This is a genomic window from Actinomyces timonensis DSM 23838 (assembly GCF_000295095.1).
GTDB classification, from domain to species: Bacteria; Actinomycetota; Actinomycetes; order Actinomycetales; family Actinomycetaceae; genus Actinomyces; species Actinomyces timonensis.
In genome coordinates, this window is record NZ_JH806634.1 from 311,776 (window position 1) to 326,802 (window position 15,027).

A 15,027-nucleotide genomic window follows, 5' to 3' on the forward strand; every position below is an offset into this window, starting at 1 on the left:
GTCAGCGTGTTCCCAGGTGGGATGGTCGTGCCAAGATACGCCCCATGAGCACCAGTATCCTCGTCGTGGACGACGACACCGCCCTGGCCGAGATGATCGGGATCATGCTCGAGGCCGAGGAATGCATGCCGTCGTTCTGCACGGACGGCTCGCGGGCGCTCGAGGCCTTCCGCGAGAACACACCGGACCTGGTGCTTCTCGACCTCATGCTCCCCGGCCTCGACGGCGTCGAGGTCTGCCGCCTCATCCGCGCCGAGTCGGATGTCCCGATCATCATGCTGACCGCCCGCACAGACACGATGGATGTCGTGGCCGGGCTGGAGGCCGGCGCCGATGACTACGTCACCAAGCCCTTCCGCTCCAAGGAGCTCCTCGCCCGCATCCGCACCCGCCTGCGCCGCGGCGTCGACCCGGTTGCCGAGCACGTGCGCGCCGGCGACCTCGACATCGACGTCGCCGGGCACGAGGTCCGCCGCGGCGACCAGCGCATCGCGCTCACCCCTCTGGAGTTCGACCTCCTCCTGGCCCTCGCCCGCACCCCCTGGAAGGTCTTCACCCGCGAGGAGCTCCTGGAGAAGGTCTGGGGCTACCGCCACACCGCGGACACCCGCCTCGTCAATGTGCACGTCCAGCGCCTGCGCGCCAAGATCGAGCAGGACCCCGAGCATCCGACCATCGTCCTGACGGTCCGCGGTGTCGGGTACCGCGCTGGCGACGCCCGCTGACCCGTGCGCTCCCGGCGCGCCCGGTGGCGCCCGACGATCCTCTTCCGCCGTAGCCTCGTCGCCAGGATGATCCTGGGCGCGGTCATCATCGGCGCCCTGGCCACGGCCATCCTCCTGAGCATCGTCAGCGTCACCATCCGGCAGCACGTCTTCAACGACCGGCGCGACGCCATCCTCTCCAACGCCCAGCAGCGCATCGTCGCCGCCCAGGCGGCCCTCGCGACGACGACGGCCTCCACCTCCGAGGAGGTCTCCGCCGCCGTGCAGGCCGAGTTGTCGGGGATCAGCGACTCGGCGTCGGGCGCGGGGGCGATCGGCGCGGTCGTCCAGGGCAGCGGGGAGTCCTCCTCGGTGTCCATCAACACCCTGTCCACCGATGACCGCTTGACCAGCCTCATCTCGGACCGCATGGAGCGGGAGGTCCGCAACGGACAGACGGGCAGGCAGTACTGGCAGTCCGTGACCGTGCCGGGTGAGCGGGCCGGGACCGTGCCCGGCATGGTCGTCGGCTCGCGGGTCTCCCTGCCGCTGGCCGGCGACTACGAGCTCTACATCGTCTACTCCCTGGAATCGCAGCAGCAGGTGGTGGACACGGTCACCCGCTCCGTGGTCCTCACCGGCGTCGGCTTCCTCCTCATCATCATCCTGGCGGTCGCGATCTTCACCTGGCGCGTCCTCATCCCCGTCCGGCGCACATCCCTGGCAGCCAAGCGCCTGGCGGAGGGGAGGCTCGACGAGCCGCTGGCCGTCAACGGGGAGGACGAGCTGGCCGCTCTGGCCACGTCCTTCAACATGATGGCGGAGTCCATCCAGTTCCAGATCGACCGGCTCAACGCCATGTCCGTCTCCCAGCAGTTGTTCGTCTCCGACGTCTCCCATGAGCTGCGAACCCCGCTGACCACGATCAAGATGGCCGCCGAGCACATCTTCGAGGGCCGCGAGGAGATCGAGGACCCCCTGGTGCGGCGCGCCGCGGTGCTCCTGCACGGCCAGGTCGACCGATTCCAGACCATGCTCACCGACCTGCTGGAGATCTCCCGCATCGACTCCGGGCGGGTCACCCTGCGCGCCGACACGGTCGATCTGCGCGACCTGCTCTCCAGCGTCCTGGAGGACAACGAGGTGCACATCCAGGCCTCGGGCTGCGAGATCCGCCTCCAGGTCCCCGACGAGGACGCCACGGCCGAGGTGGACTCCGTGCGCGTCCAGAGGATCCTGCGCAACCTCATCCTCAACGCGATCGAGCACGCCGAGTCCGAGCCGATCGATATCACCATGGCCGTGAGCGACGACGCCGTCGCCGTGCGCGTGCGCGACCACGGCGTGGGCATGAGCCCCGACGTCGTCGGTCGCGTCTTCGACCGCTTCTACCGCGCCGACCCCTCCCGCAAGCGCACCCTGGGGGGGACGGGGCTCGGCCTGTCGATCTCCGCGGAGGACGCCCACCTCCACGGCGGCTCGCTCCAGGCATGGGGCTGGCCCGCCGACGGCGCCTCCTTCCTCCTCACCCTCCCGCGCGAGCTCGGCGAGGGTGGGGCCCCCGGCCGTTACGCCGAGCCCGGCCCCCTGCCGTGCGTCCCCGACGACGCTCCCGCGGTCGCGCGTGTCAAGCCCCGCCGCGCCCCCGAGGCCGTCGGCGGGACGGTCCTCGGCCCAGGGCCCGTCTCGCGCCGCTCCGCGCGCGCCCACGGGGACGAGGAGACGCCCCTGGCCGCCGCCGACGCGCCAGCGGCGCCAGGGCATGTCACCGTGATCGCTCCTGGCCAGGCTCCCACCGCCCGCACCCCGGAGGTGTCCGGCGGGAGGGCCTCATGAGCCGGGATCCCGTGCCGCCGGCCCCCGCGCCGAGCAGGCGCGCGGTCATGGCGCTGCTCGCCCTGGGAGGGACGGGCTCTCTCGCGGCGTGCTCCAGCCTCCCCATGGACGGGGACGTCTTCCAATCCGACGCCGTCGACGAGGGCGGCGACGTCCTCGTGCAGACGGCTCCCGGTCCCGTCGACGGCGCGGACCCGGTGGCGATCGTCGAGGGATTCCTACGGGCCTGCACCGCTGGGCTCTCCGACGGATTCGCCACCGCGCGCGAGTTCCTCGTCGACTCCGCCGCCGACTCCTGGCAGCCCCTCGCTCCGCTGCTGCTCGCCTCCGACGCCCAGCAGCTCACCGTCCAGCGCGCCGACGACGGCGGTGTCTCCATCTCCGGGAGGCTGGAGGGCCGCCTCGACTCCACCGGCGTGCTGAGCGCCGAGGGCGTCGACTACTCGACGACCCTGACCCTCGTGACCACCTCGGCGGGGCAGTGGCGGATCGCCTCGCCGCCGCCCGGTGCGCTCGTGCAGGGCTCCGTGCTGCGCACGGCCTTCACCCAGCAGAGCATCTGGTTCCTCAACGCCGCGCGCGACCGCGCCATCCCCGACCCCCGCTGGCTGCCGCGCAAGCGCCTGGAGGAGGCCTCCATTGAGGCGCTCCTGGCGGGCCCGGCGGCCTGGCTGGAGGACGTGGCGACCAGCGCGATCCCCAGCGGCACCAGGCTCCAGGACGTCAAGATCGTCGATCGCGCCGCCACCGTGCGCCTGCACGCCGACGCCTCCTCCTGGGACTCCGAGACGCAGGCCCTCGCCGTCGCCCAGATCACCGACACCATGAAGGGGATCGGCGGGATCGACACCGTCGTCGTCACGGCCGGCGAGCAGCGGCTGTCGGCGCAGGTCACCCAGCTCGACGCCGCCGCCGAGCCCGGCGCCGTCGTGGGGATGAGCGGCGGCGCGGTGGTGCGCGGCACGAGCACGACCCGCGCCGTCCTCATGCAGCCCTCCACCCTGGGCACACCCGCGGCCCGCTACCCCTCCCTCGGCGTCGATGGGGGCGTCTGCGTCGTCTCCGGGCCCAGCATTCTGCGGGTCGCGCCCGGTGGGACGCAGGCCGCCTCGATCCTGTCCGTCGGCGACTCCCCGGCCGATGCCGCCGTCCTCCTCCCGCCTCGCCAGGACAGGCACCGATGGATCTGGACCGCCAGCCAAGGCGGGCTCATCGTCGTCGACGCCCGTGGCGTGAGGGCGGAGGTGGCCGCCCCCTGGCTGGAGGGCCGCAGTGTCATCAGCATGGATATCTCGGCGGAGTCCGCGCGGATCGCCGTGCGCCACCGCGACGCCGCCCATCCCTCCGACTCCTCCGGCGAGAGGGTCGACGTCGCCGAGATCATCCGCGACGGCGACGGGCGCCCCACCGCCCTGGGCGACCCCTACTCCGTGACCGGCCTGACGGGGCAGGGCGCCCATGAGCTCGCCTGGTACTCCGTCACCGAGCTCATCGCCCTCGAGCCTGCCCAGGAGGATCAGGGCACTCCCAGCCTCGCCGTCGCGGCGCTGGGCGGACTGGATGCCACGCGCTCCCCGGGCCCGCCGGGCGTCACCGGGATCGCCGCCAACCGCCTCGACCAGACGATGCTGCTGTCCGACCCCAACGGCCAGCTGTGGAGCAGGGGCTCGGGGACCTGGCGGGTCATCTCCACCACCGTGACAGACGCCGGCTACCCCATCATGTAGCGGCCGGGTGGATCGCCCGGTACGGCGCGGGCCCGCCCTCCCCTGACGGGAGGGCGGGCCCGACTGATGCTGGCGCGCTGGGCGGCCCAGCGCTCAGAGCACCTGCGCGTCGAGGCGGATGACGCCGTAGGTCCAGCCGTGGCGGTGGTAGACCGCGCAGGGCTGCTTGGTGGACTTCTCGATGAACACGTAGAACGGGTGGCCGACGAGCTCCATGTGGTCGAGGGCCTCCTCAACCGTCATCGGCGTGGCGTCGTGGAGCTTCTGGCGCACGACGACGGGGGAGTCCCCGAGCTGGGACTCGACGGCGACGCCCTTCTTGGTGGGAACCTTGGGGGCCTCGTCGACCTCCTCGACGACCTCGACCGTCTCCTCCACCACGGGGAGGTCCTTGGGGGCCGGAACCGCGTCCGTGCGGTGGTGGTCCTTCTTGCGATCACGGGCACGGCGCAGTCGCTCGGTCAACTTCCCCATGGCGATGTCGAAGGCGGCGAAGCGGTCGGAGGAGCTGGCCTCGGCGCGGATGACCGGGCCCTTGGAGATGACGGTGATCTCCACCCGCTCGGCGGTGTCCGCCTGGCGCGGGTTGCGCTCGTGGGTGACCTCGACCTCGACGCGCTGGACGCGGGGGTCGAACTGCTCGACCTTGGTGGCCTTCTCCTCGATGTAGTCGCGCAGGCGGGAGCTGATCTCAGCGTTACGGCCGACGACGGTGATGTCCATGGTGGAACCTTTCTGGAACCTGGGCTGCCCGGGAACCGGGACCCGATGCGGTGGGGCACCCGCCGCGCCTCGCGGCGGGCTCTGGAGCGGTGGTCTCACCTCCTGCGCGTCGCGGGGGAGCGCTGCGCGGCGTCCTCGCCGGCCATGGGACCCTCCGTCGGACCCTCGCGCTCCTTGTGTCTTGTGACACATAATCTACACCATTCTGGGGCTCTCCCTGGGCAGTCCAGGGCCCCGATCGCCCGGGGCGGAAGGGGCATGTCAGAAGGCGCTCGCTCCGCTGCGCCCTATCGGCGCGGGCTCGTGTGGCACCCCCGCCGGAGCAGGGCCGGGAACCCTTGTGGCAGTGCTGGCCGGGGGAGGCGTGGCCGCCAGGACCAGTGCCCCGAGTGGGCGCGCGCCCGCCCCGGACAGCGCCACCGCGCAGGAGTGCAGCGTGGCGCCGGTGGTCACCACGTCATCGACGATGAGCGCGTCCCAGCCGCGGGCATCGGCCAGGACCCTGGGAGGCGCGGAGCGGTTCCGACGGCGCTGCGCGGCGGACAGTCCCGCCTGGTGCGCCCCTACGAGGGCTCGCCCGCTCGCCCGCCGGAGGATGTCCGCGCTGACGATGAGCGGGGCGGGGATATCCGGCCCACCGGGCTGAGGAGGCGGGGGCGGCGCGATGCCGCGGGAGATCCCCAGCGCGACGGCGTCGGCGAGGTCGGCGGCCACGAGCCTGCCGCGAGCCCGGCGCGCGATCCCGGAGGGCGCGGGGACGACGAGGAGGCGGGGAGGACCGGGCGCCTCGTCGTCGCCCACGGCGCCCGGCCAGCCGGAGAGCTCCACCCACTGGCCGCCGGCGCGCCGGCCCGCGGCGGCCATCGCGGGTGCGAGGTCCTCGCGGGCCCCGTTCTTCCAGCTGAGGATGAGGGCGCGGCTGGGCCCGGCATAGGCCAGGACCGTGTGGACACGCAGGTCCTCCGCCGCTGGCGCGCCGCGGACCTCGGCGAGGGACGCCTGGAGGAGCGCCGCGCACTCGGGGCACAGCGCCGTCTCCCAGCGGCCGCAGCCCGCGCAGGACGTGGGCAGCGCGAGCCCCAGGGCCGCAGGGAGCGCTGCGGGCCAGGCCCTCCGCGCCTGGCGCGCCAGTGATGCCAGGGATGCCAGCGATCTCGATGATGCCAGTGGTGCCACGCCACCAGTGTCGGGTCGTGGGGCGGGCCGCGGCCGGTGCTCCCCACGAGGGGCGTCGGATGGCCCGCGCCGCGCGCCCTGTGGTTCCCGGCGCCCCGATGCGGTGGAGCCGCGGGCGGGCCGGCGTCGTCGTGCCGGCCGTGTCGGAGGCGGCGGCCCGATGGGGCCGCGCCGGGTCTCGGTTTGGGGAGGAGGTCCCGATCACCTTGGGGAGCGGGGCGGCGGTCCACTAGCATGTGCAAGGCCCGCGCTCTGGGCTCATCTGGACTCATCCAGTGGCTCGGGGCTGGGCGGCCCATCCACGTCCAAGGGAGTAAGCAGCGTGTCGATCGTCGACCGGATCCTTCGCATCGGTGAGGGACGCACCCTCAAGAGGCTCGACGCCCTCGCGACCCAGGTGGAGGCCCTCGCCGACGCCTACAGCGAGTTCACCGATGACGAGCTTCGCGAAGCCACTGACGAGCTCAAGAAGCGCTACGACGAGGGCGAGACCCTCGACGAGCTCCTGCCCGAGGCCTTCGCCACCGTCACCGAGGCGGCCGAGCGCGTGCTGGGCATGCGCCCCTACCACGTCCAGCTCATGGGCGGCGCGGCGCTGCACCTGGGCAACATCGCCGAGATGAAGACCGGTGAGGGCAAGACCCTCGTCGCCACCCTGCCCTCCTACCTGCGCGCGCTGACCGGCAAGGGCGTCCACGTGGTGACGGTCAACGACTACCTCGCCGAGTACCAGTCGGACCTCATGGGCCGCATCCACCGCTTCCTCGGGCTGACCACCGGCTGCATCCTCACCGGCCAGACCCCCGCCGAGCGCCGCAAGCAGTACGCCTGCGACATCACCTACGGCACGAACAACGAGTTCGGCTTCGACTACCTGCGCGACAACATGGCCCAGCGCCCTGAGGACCTCGTCCAGCGCGGCCACGCCTTCGTCATCGTCGACGAGGTCGACTCCATCCTCATCGACGAGGCCCGCACCCCGCTCATCATCTCCGGGCCCGCCACCGGGGACGTCAACAAGTGGTACAAGGAGTTCGCCACCATCGCCGAGCGCCTGAGGGCGGAGAAGGACTACGAGGTCGACGAGAAGAAGCGCACCGTGGGCGTCCTGGCCCGCGGCATCGAGCGCGTCGAGGACTACCTGGGCATCGACAACCTCTACGAGTCCGAGAACACCCCGCTCATCGGCTTCCTCAACAACTCCATCCGCGCCAAGGAGCTCTTCCACCGGGACAAGGACTACATCGTGCGCGATGGCGAGGTCCTCATCGTCGACGAGCACACCGGCCGCGTCCTGCCCGGGCGCCGCTACAACGAGGGCATGCACCAGGCCATCGAGGCCAAGGAGCGCGTGGAGATCAAGGCCGAGAACCAGACCCTGGCCACGATCACCCTGCAGAACTACTTCCGCCTCTACCCCGAGGGCTCGCGCTGCGGCATGACCGGCACCGCGGAGACCGAGGCCGCCGAGTTCGCCGGCACCTACAAGATCGGCGTCGTCCCGATCCCCACGAACAAGCCGATGATCCGCGTCGACCAGCCGGACCTCGTCTACACCAACGTCAAGGCCAAGCTCATCGCCGTCGTCGACGACATCGAGGAGCGCCACGAGGCCGGCCAGCCCGTCCTCGTGGGGACCACGAGCGTGGAGAAGTCCGAGCAGCTCTCCGCCATGCTCACCGAGCGCGGCATCTCCCACGAGGTCCTCAACGCCAAGCAGCACGCCCGCGAGGCCGCCGTCGTGGCCCTGGCCGGCCGCAAGGGCGCCGTCACGGTGGCCACCAACATGGCCGGCCGAGGCACCGACATCATGCTGGGTGGCAACGCCGAGCACATCGCCGTCGCCGCCCTCAAGGAGGCCGGCCTCGACCCGGAGGAAGACTCCGAGGAGTACGAGAAGGCCTGGCCCGCCGCCCTGGCGGCCGCCAAGGAGGCCTGCTCCGAGGAGCACGACGAGGTCGTCGGGCTCGGCGGCCTCTACGTCCTGGGCACTGAGCGCCACGAGTCCCGCCGCATCGACAACCAGCTGCGAGGCCGCTCGGGCCGCCAGGGAGACCCCGGCGAGTCCCGCTTCTACCTGTCCATGGAGGACGACCTCATGCGCATGTTCGCCTCCGGGGCGGCCCAGCGCATCATGTCCTCGGGCGCCTACCCCGACGACGTCCCCCTGGAGTCCAAGATGGTCTCGCGCGCCATCGCCTCGGCGCAGCGCCAGGTGGAGTCCCGCAACTACGAGATCCGCAAGAACGTCCTCAAGTACGACGACGTCATGACCGAGCAGCGCGAGAAGGTCTACGACGAGCGCCGCCGCGTGCTCGACGGCGAGGACCTCGAGCCCCAGATGGCGAACTTCCGCTCCCAGGCGGTGGAGACCATCGTGGCCGCCCGCACCGCCGAGGGTCGCCCTGACGAGTGGGACCTCGACGCCCTGTGGAACGACCTGGGCCACCTCTACCCGGTGGGCCTGACCGCCGAGGAGCTCGAGGACGCTGTGGGCGGCATCGACCGCCTCACCCCCGAGCGCCTTGCCACCGAGCTCACCGAGGACGCCGCCGTCGCCTACGAGGACGCCGAGGCCCAGATGGAGGGCAACGCCCTGGCCCACGCCCAGCTCGGTGGCGAGCCCATGCGCACCCTGGAGCGCCGGGTGCTGCTGGCCGTCGTCGACAAGCGGTGGCGCGAGCACCTCTACGAGATGGACTACCTCAAGGAGGGCATCGGCCTGCGCGCCATGGCCCAGAGGGACCCGCTCGTCGAGTACGCCAACGAGGGCGCCCACATGTTCAAGGCGATGATGGAGGGCATCCGCGAGGAGACCGTCGAGCAGGTCTTCGCCAACGCCGCCCGCTTCAAGGCCGCCGCCGAGCGCGCCGAGGCCGACGGCACCGCCGACGCCGCGCGCATGGTGGCCGCCGCGGACGCCACCGGCGCTGCGGCTGGCCTGCGCGGCACCGTCATGGGGGACATGGGCCAGGAGGCCATGAGCCAGCGGATCTCCTACTCCGGTCCCGCTGAGGACGGTGAGGCCACCTCCGCCATGGGCGGCCCGATCCCCGCGGCTGAGGCGATCCCCGCCGCGAGCGACGACGGCGAGGCGCCCCAGGGCGCCAACCGCGCCGAGCGCCGCGCCGCGAAGAAGAAGCGCAGGCGCCACTGACGCGCCAGCCCGCCGCGCGGGCGTGAACCGCGGCGGCACGCGGGAGTCGCGTCGTTGTGGATGCGCCTTGGGGTTGCGGGCCTGCCCGGTGAACCATCCCCCGATAGGCGCGCTGTGACCCTCTGGACGGGGTTTCGGCCCTCTGGCCGGGGTCTTCCCCATCTGGACGGGGGTAGGGACCCCGTCCAGAGGTGCAAGACCCCGGTCTGTTGCTCGAACCCCCGTCCAGACAGCCGAGGCGGAGAGGGGCCTGGGCGGCGCTGGGCGGTCGTGAGCGACCCTAGGCCCTCGGGAGCATCACGGGGAGCGTTGCTTTCAACGGTCGACCGCTGCCCTGGATGGCCCAGTGCTGCTCTCGATGAATGCTGGAGCGGAACTGCGGGAGATGACACGCTCAGGGCGGGGTCCGGCAGGCGAAACGTTGGAATGGCGCGGGAGGGGTGAGGAACCCGAAGCCTCGTATGTGCATTGACAGGCCGTTTGCACATGGGAGCCTGCGAGCGGGCAGCGAGCCGACGTGATCTCAAGGAAAAGGCGGCGCCGCCCCGCGCTGAGCGTGTCATTCGGCCGGGGCGACGGGGCGGCGAGTTGGCGGCGAATGCACCTTCTGGCGCGTGGTGCCTTCTGACCCACCCCGGAAATCGCCCTTGCTGACCAGGGGCGATGCGACAGGTAGCACAGGCGGCCCTCGGGCACCGCTCAGACCGCTTCGACACCGAGACCATTAGAGCACATCGTCGCAGGTCGGCGCCACAGCGCCAGCGATGCTTCCCGGGAGGTCCCGTCACCCGGTTTTCGACCAGGTCATGCGGAAAAGTCGAGTGAGGCGCCTCACATCCAAGCGGTTCGTGGCTCATGGAACGAGCTCGGCGCCGCCAGAGCGCCAGAGACTCACATGTGCCAGGACTCACCTCAGATCACCTCCAGGCTCGCCAGCACCCACTTCTCCCGGCGCGGGACGAGGCGGGCGGCGGCCGCCCGGACACGGCCCCCGCAGTCGAGGAGCACCGTGGCCTCGCACTCCCCGTTGGCGGTCGGCTGGGTGTGGACCGAGCGGACGATCGGCCCGGGCCTGCGGGCCGCCCCCGAGTGCCTCAGGGCGAGTCCCGCGCGCCGTAGCAGGGCGTCCATGAGATCCGGCTCCGTCCAGCGGTCGAGCTGGCTCGGCGCCCGCAGCCCGAGGAGCACCTCCACGGCCGCGGTGATGAGGACGCGCGCAGCGCGGGCGGCATCCGCGCCCTGAGGAGGATCCGCACGATCGGCGCGCGCCGACCGGGGGAACGCCGAAGCACTGGCCCGCGACTGGGCTGGTGCGGGGGCTGGCACCCGCGCCGCGCCGATGACGACGCGACGCGCCGGCCTCGCGGGAACCAGCGGGGAGGCCAGGGCATGGGTCTGGCGCAGCTCGAGGGACGGTGCGGGGGCTTCGAGGAGGGCGCTCATGACGGGCTCCATTTCATCGTCGGTGATGGGTGGATGCGCGTGTCAGGGCTTCGCGGGAGATCGGGAAGAATGGTGAGACGGACGGCGGTGCGGGCGCCGCTAGGAGCCCTGGTCCGAGGCAGTGATGCCGTCGGGAACGGCGAGCCTGAGGCCAGGATGGATGAGGCCGGGCTCAGGGCCGATGGCCTCCCTGTTGGCCTGGTAGAGGCGCGGCCAGGCCCGGGCGATATCCGCAGCGGAGGCCTGGGGCCCGAGTCTCGCCGCGCTGATCGACCACAGACTCTGCCCGGGCTCCACGACGAGCGTGTCCTGGTGCCCGGCCGCGCCCGACGAGGCATCGCCCCCAGCGCGCTGGGCGGGACCAGTCGCCCGCTCCTGGGACGACGGCGCTCCGAAGGCCTGGTCAGCCGGCCCGCCGCCCTGCTGACCACCGCTGCCGTCGGCGGCGCCCGCGCTGGAGGGCTCGGCGGCCGGGGCAGTGCCGGGCGCCCCTGACGGCGAGGATGGGGCGGACGCGTCCGGGGCGGCGGCCGCCGGTGCGGCGGAGCCGGAGCCTGTCGAGGAGTCGGAGGGCGCCTCTGGGGCTGGTGAGCCAGGGCCGGCTGGGATGCCGGCGGGCTCGGTCTGAGTGCTCGTGGGCTGCCAGCCCAGATCCGGTGACTCCGGGCCGGGGTTCTCCGCCGCCGCGGCCGGCGCCGCGGCCATGCCCGCCAAGAGCGCGCCCACGGCGATCCTCCGGACGAGCGGTGCTCCCCAGTGATCCAGGGCCGTCCGGGTGAGGCGGTTCCGGGGCTCCCGGGTCGCGGCGATCGCGACAACCGCGGAGAGCAGGTGCCACGCGGCACCGAGGGCCCCGATCCCGGCGAGAGCGGCCACCAGTGCCGCGCTCAGCTCGGCGCGTCCCCACCAGGTGGGATCCGTGCGCGCCAGTGCGCTCAGTGCGTCCGCGCTGGCCAGGACGAGCGCGATGGTGGCGGCGGCGCTCGCGGCGGCCACGAGAAGAAGGCGACGTGTGACGGTCATGCTCCCATCCCCTCACGATCATGTTTGATGATGTTTAAGGATGCATGATTGTGTGAGATGCGTCAAGAGGATGGCTTGGGCGTTGTGTCCTTCCCGCTTCCCGACCCGCCGGTCTTGCTGGCGAGCGCCGGCCGTGGTGGGCTACGCCCATGGATGGAGCCGCGGGCTGGAGCCGGATGCTGGACGATCTGGAGAACCGCTTCGACGCCGAGCGGCGGGCGCAGATCGCTGCCCAGAGCGTCGAGAGCGCCGCCGCCGACGCCGCGCTCATCCGCCTCGTCGATCGGCTCCGGGGGCGCGTCGGGCAGCAGATCCGGCTGCGCACCCGCTGCGGCAACGACGTCGACGGCGTCCTGGCCCAGATGGGGGACGGGATCGCGCTCATCGACGAGCCCGACGGGCTTCAGGCGGTCGTCCCCCTCGCCTCGATCGCCCTGGTGACCGGGCTCGCCGCGGCGGCCCCGGATCCGCGGCGCCCCTCGCGCGCGACCCTGGCCACCGTGCTCCGGGAGCTCGGGCGCAGAGGATCACGGGTCCGCCTGGCGATGCCCGCGGGCGACGTCGTCGGGCGGATCGTGCGCGTCGGCGCCGACCATGTCGACCTCCTGGACGCCGCCGTCGCCGGGCGGCCGGCCAGGATCAGCGTCGCCTTCGCCGAGATCGACCTCGTCCGGAGCCGATAGGCAGGGCTCGGGCCCCTCAGGACTCGCCCGACAGGCGGCCCGAGGCGATCATCTCGCGGGTCGCGCTGAGCTGGCGGTCGATGTACTCATCCAGCGCCGCCTCCTCGATCCGCCACAGGTGGCGCGCACCCACCTGGATCGCGGGCAGATCGCCGGACTGGATGAGCGCGCGCACGCCCTGCGCTGAGAGCTGGAGCTGGTCGGCCACATCAGCGATAGTCAAGAAGCGTCTGGGCATGGCACGATGGTCTCACCGCGCACCCTGGGCGCGCTACCCATCGAGCATCCCTGTGGATAACGAAAAGCCATCAACGATCATCAGGATCGGCTGCGAATCGTCAAGGAGGATCTCGTGCCAGCCGCCCGGCGCTCCCAGGCCACCACCCCCATCCCATCCCCGACCTCCCCATCCTCGGCCCCCGCGCGCTGGCGGCGCCCCGGCTGGCGCGACCCGCGCCTCGCCGGCGGGCTCGCTCTCGTCGGCGCCGCCGTCGCCCTGGGCACCTGGGCGGTCGACTCCGCCGCGGGCACCCAGGAGGTCTACGTCCTCACGCGCGACGTCGCCCCCGGCACGGACCTCACCGCCGACGGCGTCCTCACCCTCGTCGACTCCCACCCGGGCTCGGGCTCCTACGTGTCCGCGGGGAGCCTGCCCGCCGGTGCTGTCGCCACCCGATCCCTGGGCAAGGGCGAGCTGCTGCCCTCGGCCGCCGTCGCGCCCGCCTCCGGCACCTCCCAGCGCTCGATCGTCATCGAGGCCTCCCTCGGACTGCCCAAGGGCACCGGCGCGGGCGACGGCGTCGACCTGTGGCAGCTGCCGGACGGGGGCTCCCTGCGATCCGCCGGATCAGCGGCCCCCGCGGCCGGCGCGGCGACGCCCCAGGCCTCGCCCGGCGCCGCCTCCGCGGGCAGCGCCGCCCAGGGTGGCGATGGCCAGGCGCGAGTGGTGGCCCAGGGCCTCGTCATCCGCGCCGTCAACCAGGAGCGCGCCAGCCTCGTGTCCACCGAGACCACCACGGTGGAAGTGCTCGTGCCCGAGGAGGCCGTCGCCGACGTCCTCACCGCCGTCGGCTCGGGGCGGCCCCTCGTGATCGTGCCCACCGGGCAGGGCTCCTGATATGGCGGCGCCAGCGAGCGGCGTTCTCCTAGGGCTGGCTGGCTCGGACACGGAGACGCTGCGGGCCATCGACGCACCCGGCTCCGGGCTCCGAGTCGTGCGCCGATGCGCGGACCTCACCGACCTCGTGGGCGCTGCCATGGCCGGGCTCGCCTCGCTCGTCGTCCTCGAGACGGCCTTCGACGACGTCGATCGGGCCGTCATCGACCGGATCACGCGCTGCGGCGCCGTCGGCGTGCTCCTCGTGCCCGCCGGCGAGGAGCGCCAGTGGTCCATGCCCGGCTGGACGGTCCTGGGCGCGGGCGCCCAGCCAGCCGAGGTGCGCGGCGCCCTCCTGGCCCTGGCCCGCCAGGCGGTCCCCCCGCCTCCCGCCGGGGGCTGGGGCGGCGCGGCGATGACTGCCAACGCCGCCAGCACCGTCAGCACTGCGCCCCCTGGCCAGCCGGCGGCGCGGCTCGCGGGGGAGCCCGAGCCGCCTCCTCCGGAGGCGCCCGCCCCGGTTCCCGCGAGTGATCGGCGGGGGAGGATCGTGGCGGTCTGGGGGCCCCACGGCGCGCCCGGGCGCAGCACGATCGCCGCCAGCCTCGCGCACGGCCTGGCAGCCGCCGGTGGGGCGCTTCTCGTCGACGCCGACATCGAAGCCCCGAGCCTGACAGAGATGCTCGGCCTGCCCGAGGACTCCTCCTCGCTGGCCACAGCCGCGCGCCTGGCCGCCCACGGGCGCCTGGATGACGAGGCCCTCGCCAGGCTCATCATGCCGATCGGCGCCGGGGCGGGCCTGCTGTCCGGGCTCGGCAGGCCGGGGCGCTGGAGGGAGCTGCCACCGGTGGCGATGAGCGCCGTCTGGGAGCGGGCCCGCCGCGCCGCCGCCTGGACGGTGGTGGACCTCGCGGGCGGGCCGATCGACGACGCCGTTGACGAGTACTCCTTGGAGCCCGGGCGCGGGGCCATGGCCGCCGAGCTCCTGCGCCAGGCCGACGAGGTCCTGCTCGTGGGGTCGGGTGACCCGATCGGCGTTCGCCGCCTCCTCCAGCTGCTCGCCGATTGCGAGGAGGCGCTGGGCGCCGGGCGCGCGCCCCGCGTCGTCGTCAACCGGGTGCGCTCCTCGGCCGCCGGGCCCTCGCCGGCGCGGGCGGTGCGCGAGTCCCTGGGCAGGTTCGGCGGCGTCGCCGATCTGATCTTGCTGCCCGAGGATGCTGAGACGGCCGACCGCTGCCTCCTGGAGGCCCGCGCCGTCCTCGACCTGTGCCCCGGATCCCCGCTGGGCAGGGCACTGGCCGGGTTGGTGGACGCCCTCGACCCGTCCGCCGACTGCTCGCGGCCCGCCCGCTCCCGCACGCGGCGAGGATCGTGGGGCCGGAGGAAGGAGGCCTCTGGTGGAAGCGGTGGGAACACGCGCGTCGCCGGGGGCGGGCGACACAGCCGCTGACGGGCACAC

12 protein-coding genes are annotated in these 15,027 nt (G+C 73.0%); 7 read left to right on the plus strand and 5 right to left on the minus strand.

Annotated features, from left to right (window positions below):
* Positions 1–44 precede the first annotated feature (44 nt).
* Genes mtrA through A1QA_RS0111685 form a run of 3 tightly spaced genes read left to right on the plus strand, consistent with a single transcriptional unit; the run spans position 45 to position 4,267 of the window.
* The gene (mtrA, locus tag A1QA_RS0111675) at positions 45–725 is read left to right on the plus strand and encodes an MtrAB system response regulator MtrA (RefSeq protein WP_017179089.1); all 681 of its coding nucleotides are present in this window, start codon (positions 45–47) and stop codon (positions 723–725) included.
* 3 nt (positions 726–728) lie between these two features.
* Complete coding sequence (gene mtrB, locus A1QA_RS0111680; protein WP_051000652.1) at positions 729–2,540, plus strand: MtrAB system histidine kinase MtrB; 1,812 nt, start codon at positions 729–731, stop codon at positions 2,538–2,540.
* On the plus strand, positions 2,537–4,267 hold the full coding sequence (locus tag A1QA_RS0111685; protein WP_026048902.1) for an LpqB family beta-propeller domain-containing protein: 1,731 nt from the start codon (positions 2,537–2,539) through the stop codon (positions 4,265–4,267). The genes mtrB and A1QA_RS0111685 overlap by 4 nt, the downstream gene beginning before the upstream one ends.
* A 93-nt stretch (positions 4,268–4,360) precedes the next feature.
* Here A1QA_RS0111685 and hpf read toward each other — a convergent pair whose 3' ends face one another.
* Together hpf and A1QA_RS14635 are read right to left on the minus strand one after the other, a co-directional pair.
* On the minus strand, positions 4,361–4,990 hold the full coding sequence (gene hpf, locus A1QA_RS0111690) for a ribosome hibernation-promoting factor, HPF/YfiA family (RefSeq protein ID WP_017179092.1): 630 nt from the start codon (positions 4,988–4,990) through the stop codon (positions 4,361–4,363).
* Positions 4,991–5,251: 261 nt separating this feature from the next.
* Positions 5,252–6,166, minus strand: coding sequence for a ComF family protein (locus A1QA_RS14635; RefSeq protein WP_017179093.1), 915 nt, complete (start codon positions 6,164–6,166; stop codon positions 5,252–5,254).
* A gap of 322 nt (positions 6,167–6,488) precedes the next feature.
* On the opposite strand from A1QA_RS14635, the gene secA reads away from it, so the two are divergent.
* A complete protein-coding gene (gene secA, locus A1QA_RS0111705; protein WP_017179095.1) occupies positions 6,489–9,323 on the plus strand; it encodes a preprotein translocase subunit SecA in 2,835 nt (944 codons plus the stop codon).
* A 912-nt stretch (positions 9,324–10,235) separates the two neighbouring features.
* Here the strand turns inward: secA and A1QA_RS16585 are convergent.
* Together A1QA_RS16585 and A1QA_RS16065 are read right to left on the minus strand one after the other, a co-directional pair.
* Positions 10,236–10,766 carry an Rv3235 family protein gene (locus tag A1QA_RS16585; protein WP_244266151.1) on the minus strand — a complete coding sequence of 177 codons (531 nt, stop codon included), beginning with the start codon at positions 10,764–10,766 and terminating at the stop codon, positions 10,236–10,238.
* Between the two features lie 99 nt (positions 10,767–10,865).
* Positions 10,866–11,789, minus strand: a complete 924-nt coding sequence (locus tag A1QA_RS16065) for a LysM peptidoglycan-binding domain-containing protein (RefSeq protein WP_017179097.1) — start codon at positions 11,787–11,789, stop codon at positions 10,866–10,868.
* Between the two features lie 149 nt (positions 11,790–11,938).
* Between A1QA_RS16065 and A1QA_RS0111720 the strand changes: the two genes are divergently transcribed.
* Entirely contained in the window at positions 11,939–12,472 is a 534-nt protein-coding gene (locus A1QA_RS0111720) for a Fis family transcriptional regulator (RefSeq protein ID WP_244266152.1), read from the plus strand.
* 16 nt (positions 12,473–12,488) lie between these two features.
* Here the strand turns inward: A1QA_RS0111720 and A1QA_RS0111725 are convergent, their stop codons facing one another.
* On the minus strand, positions 12,489–12,710 hold the full coding sequence (locus A1QA_RS0111725; protein WP_026048904.1) for a helix-turn-helix domain-containing protein: 222 nt from the start codon (positions 12,708–12,710) through the stop codon (positions 12,489–12,491).
* A gap of 114 nt (positions 12,711–12,824) precedes the next feature.
* Between A1QA_RS0111725 and A1QA_RS0111730 the strand changes: the two genes are divergently transcribed.
* Both A1QA_RS0111730 and A1QA_RS0111735 read left to right on the plus strand, forming a co-directional pair.
* Positions 12,825–13,589: a hypothetical protein gene (locus tag A1QA_RS0111730; RefSeq protein WP_017179100.1), complete on the plus strand. Its 765-nt coding sequence runs from the start codon at positions 12,825–12,827 to the stop codon at positions 13,587–13,589.
* Between the two features lies 1 nt (position 13,590).
* Positions 13,591–15,018 (plus strand): CpaE/TadZ family protein, encoded by a 1,428-nt coding sequence (locus A1QA_RS0111735; RefSeq protein WP_017179101.1) that lies wholly within the window; start codon positions 13,591–13,593, stop codon positions 15,016–15,018.
* Positions 15,019–15,027 lie beyond the last annotated feature (9 nt).

Bases quoted from the DNA above. Each gene is read 5' to 3' on its own strand.
- mtrA (WP_017179089.1), top strand. From the start codon at position 45: ATGAGCACCAGTATCCTCGTCGTGGACGACGACACCGCCCTGGCCGAG.
- A1QA_RS0111685 (WP_026048902.1), top strand. From the start codon at position 2,537: ATGAGCCGGGATCCCGTGCCGCCGGCCCCCGCGCCGAGCAGGCGCGCG.
- hpf (WP_017179092.1), bottom strand. From the start codon at position 4,990: ATGGACATCACCGTCGTCGGCCGTAACGCTGAGATCAGCTCCCGCCTG.
- A1QA_RS16585 (WP_244266151.1), bottom strand. From the start codon at position 10,766: ATGAGCGCCCTCCTCGAAGCCCCCGCACCGTCCCTCGAGCTGCGCCAG.
- A1QA_RS16065 (WP_017179097.1), bottom strand. From the start codon at position 11,789: ATGACCGTCACACGTCGCCTTCTTCTCGTGGCCGCCGCGAGCGCCGCC.
- A1QA_RS0111720 (WP_244266152.1), top strand. From the start codon at position 11,939: ATGGATGGAGCCGCGGGCTGGAGCCGGATGCTGGACGATCTGGAGAAC.
- A1QA_RS0111725 (WP_026048904.1), bottom strand. From the start codon at position 12,710: ATGCCCAGACGCTTCTTGACTATCGCTGATGTGGCCGACCAGCTCCAG.
- A1QA_RS0111735 (WP_017179101.1), top strand. From the start codon at position 13,591: ATGGCGGCGCCAGCGAGCGGCGTTCTCCTAGGGCTGGCTGGCTCGGAC.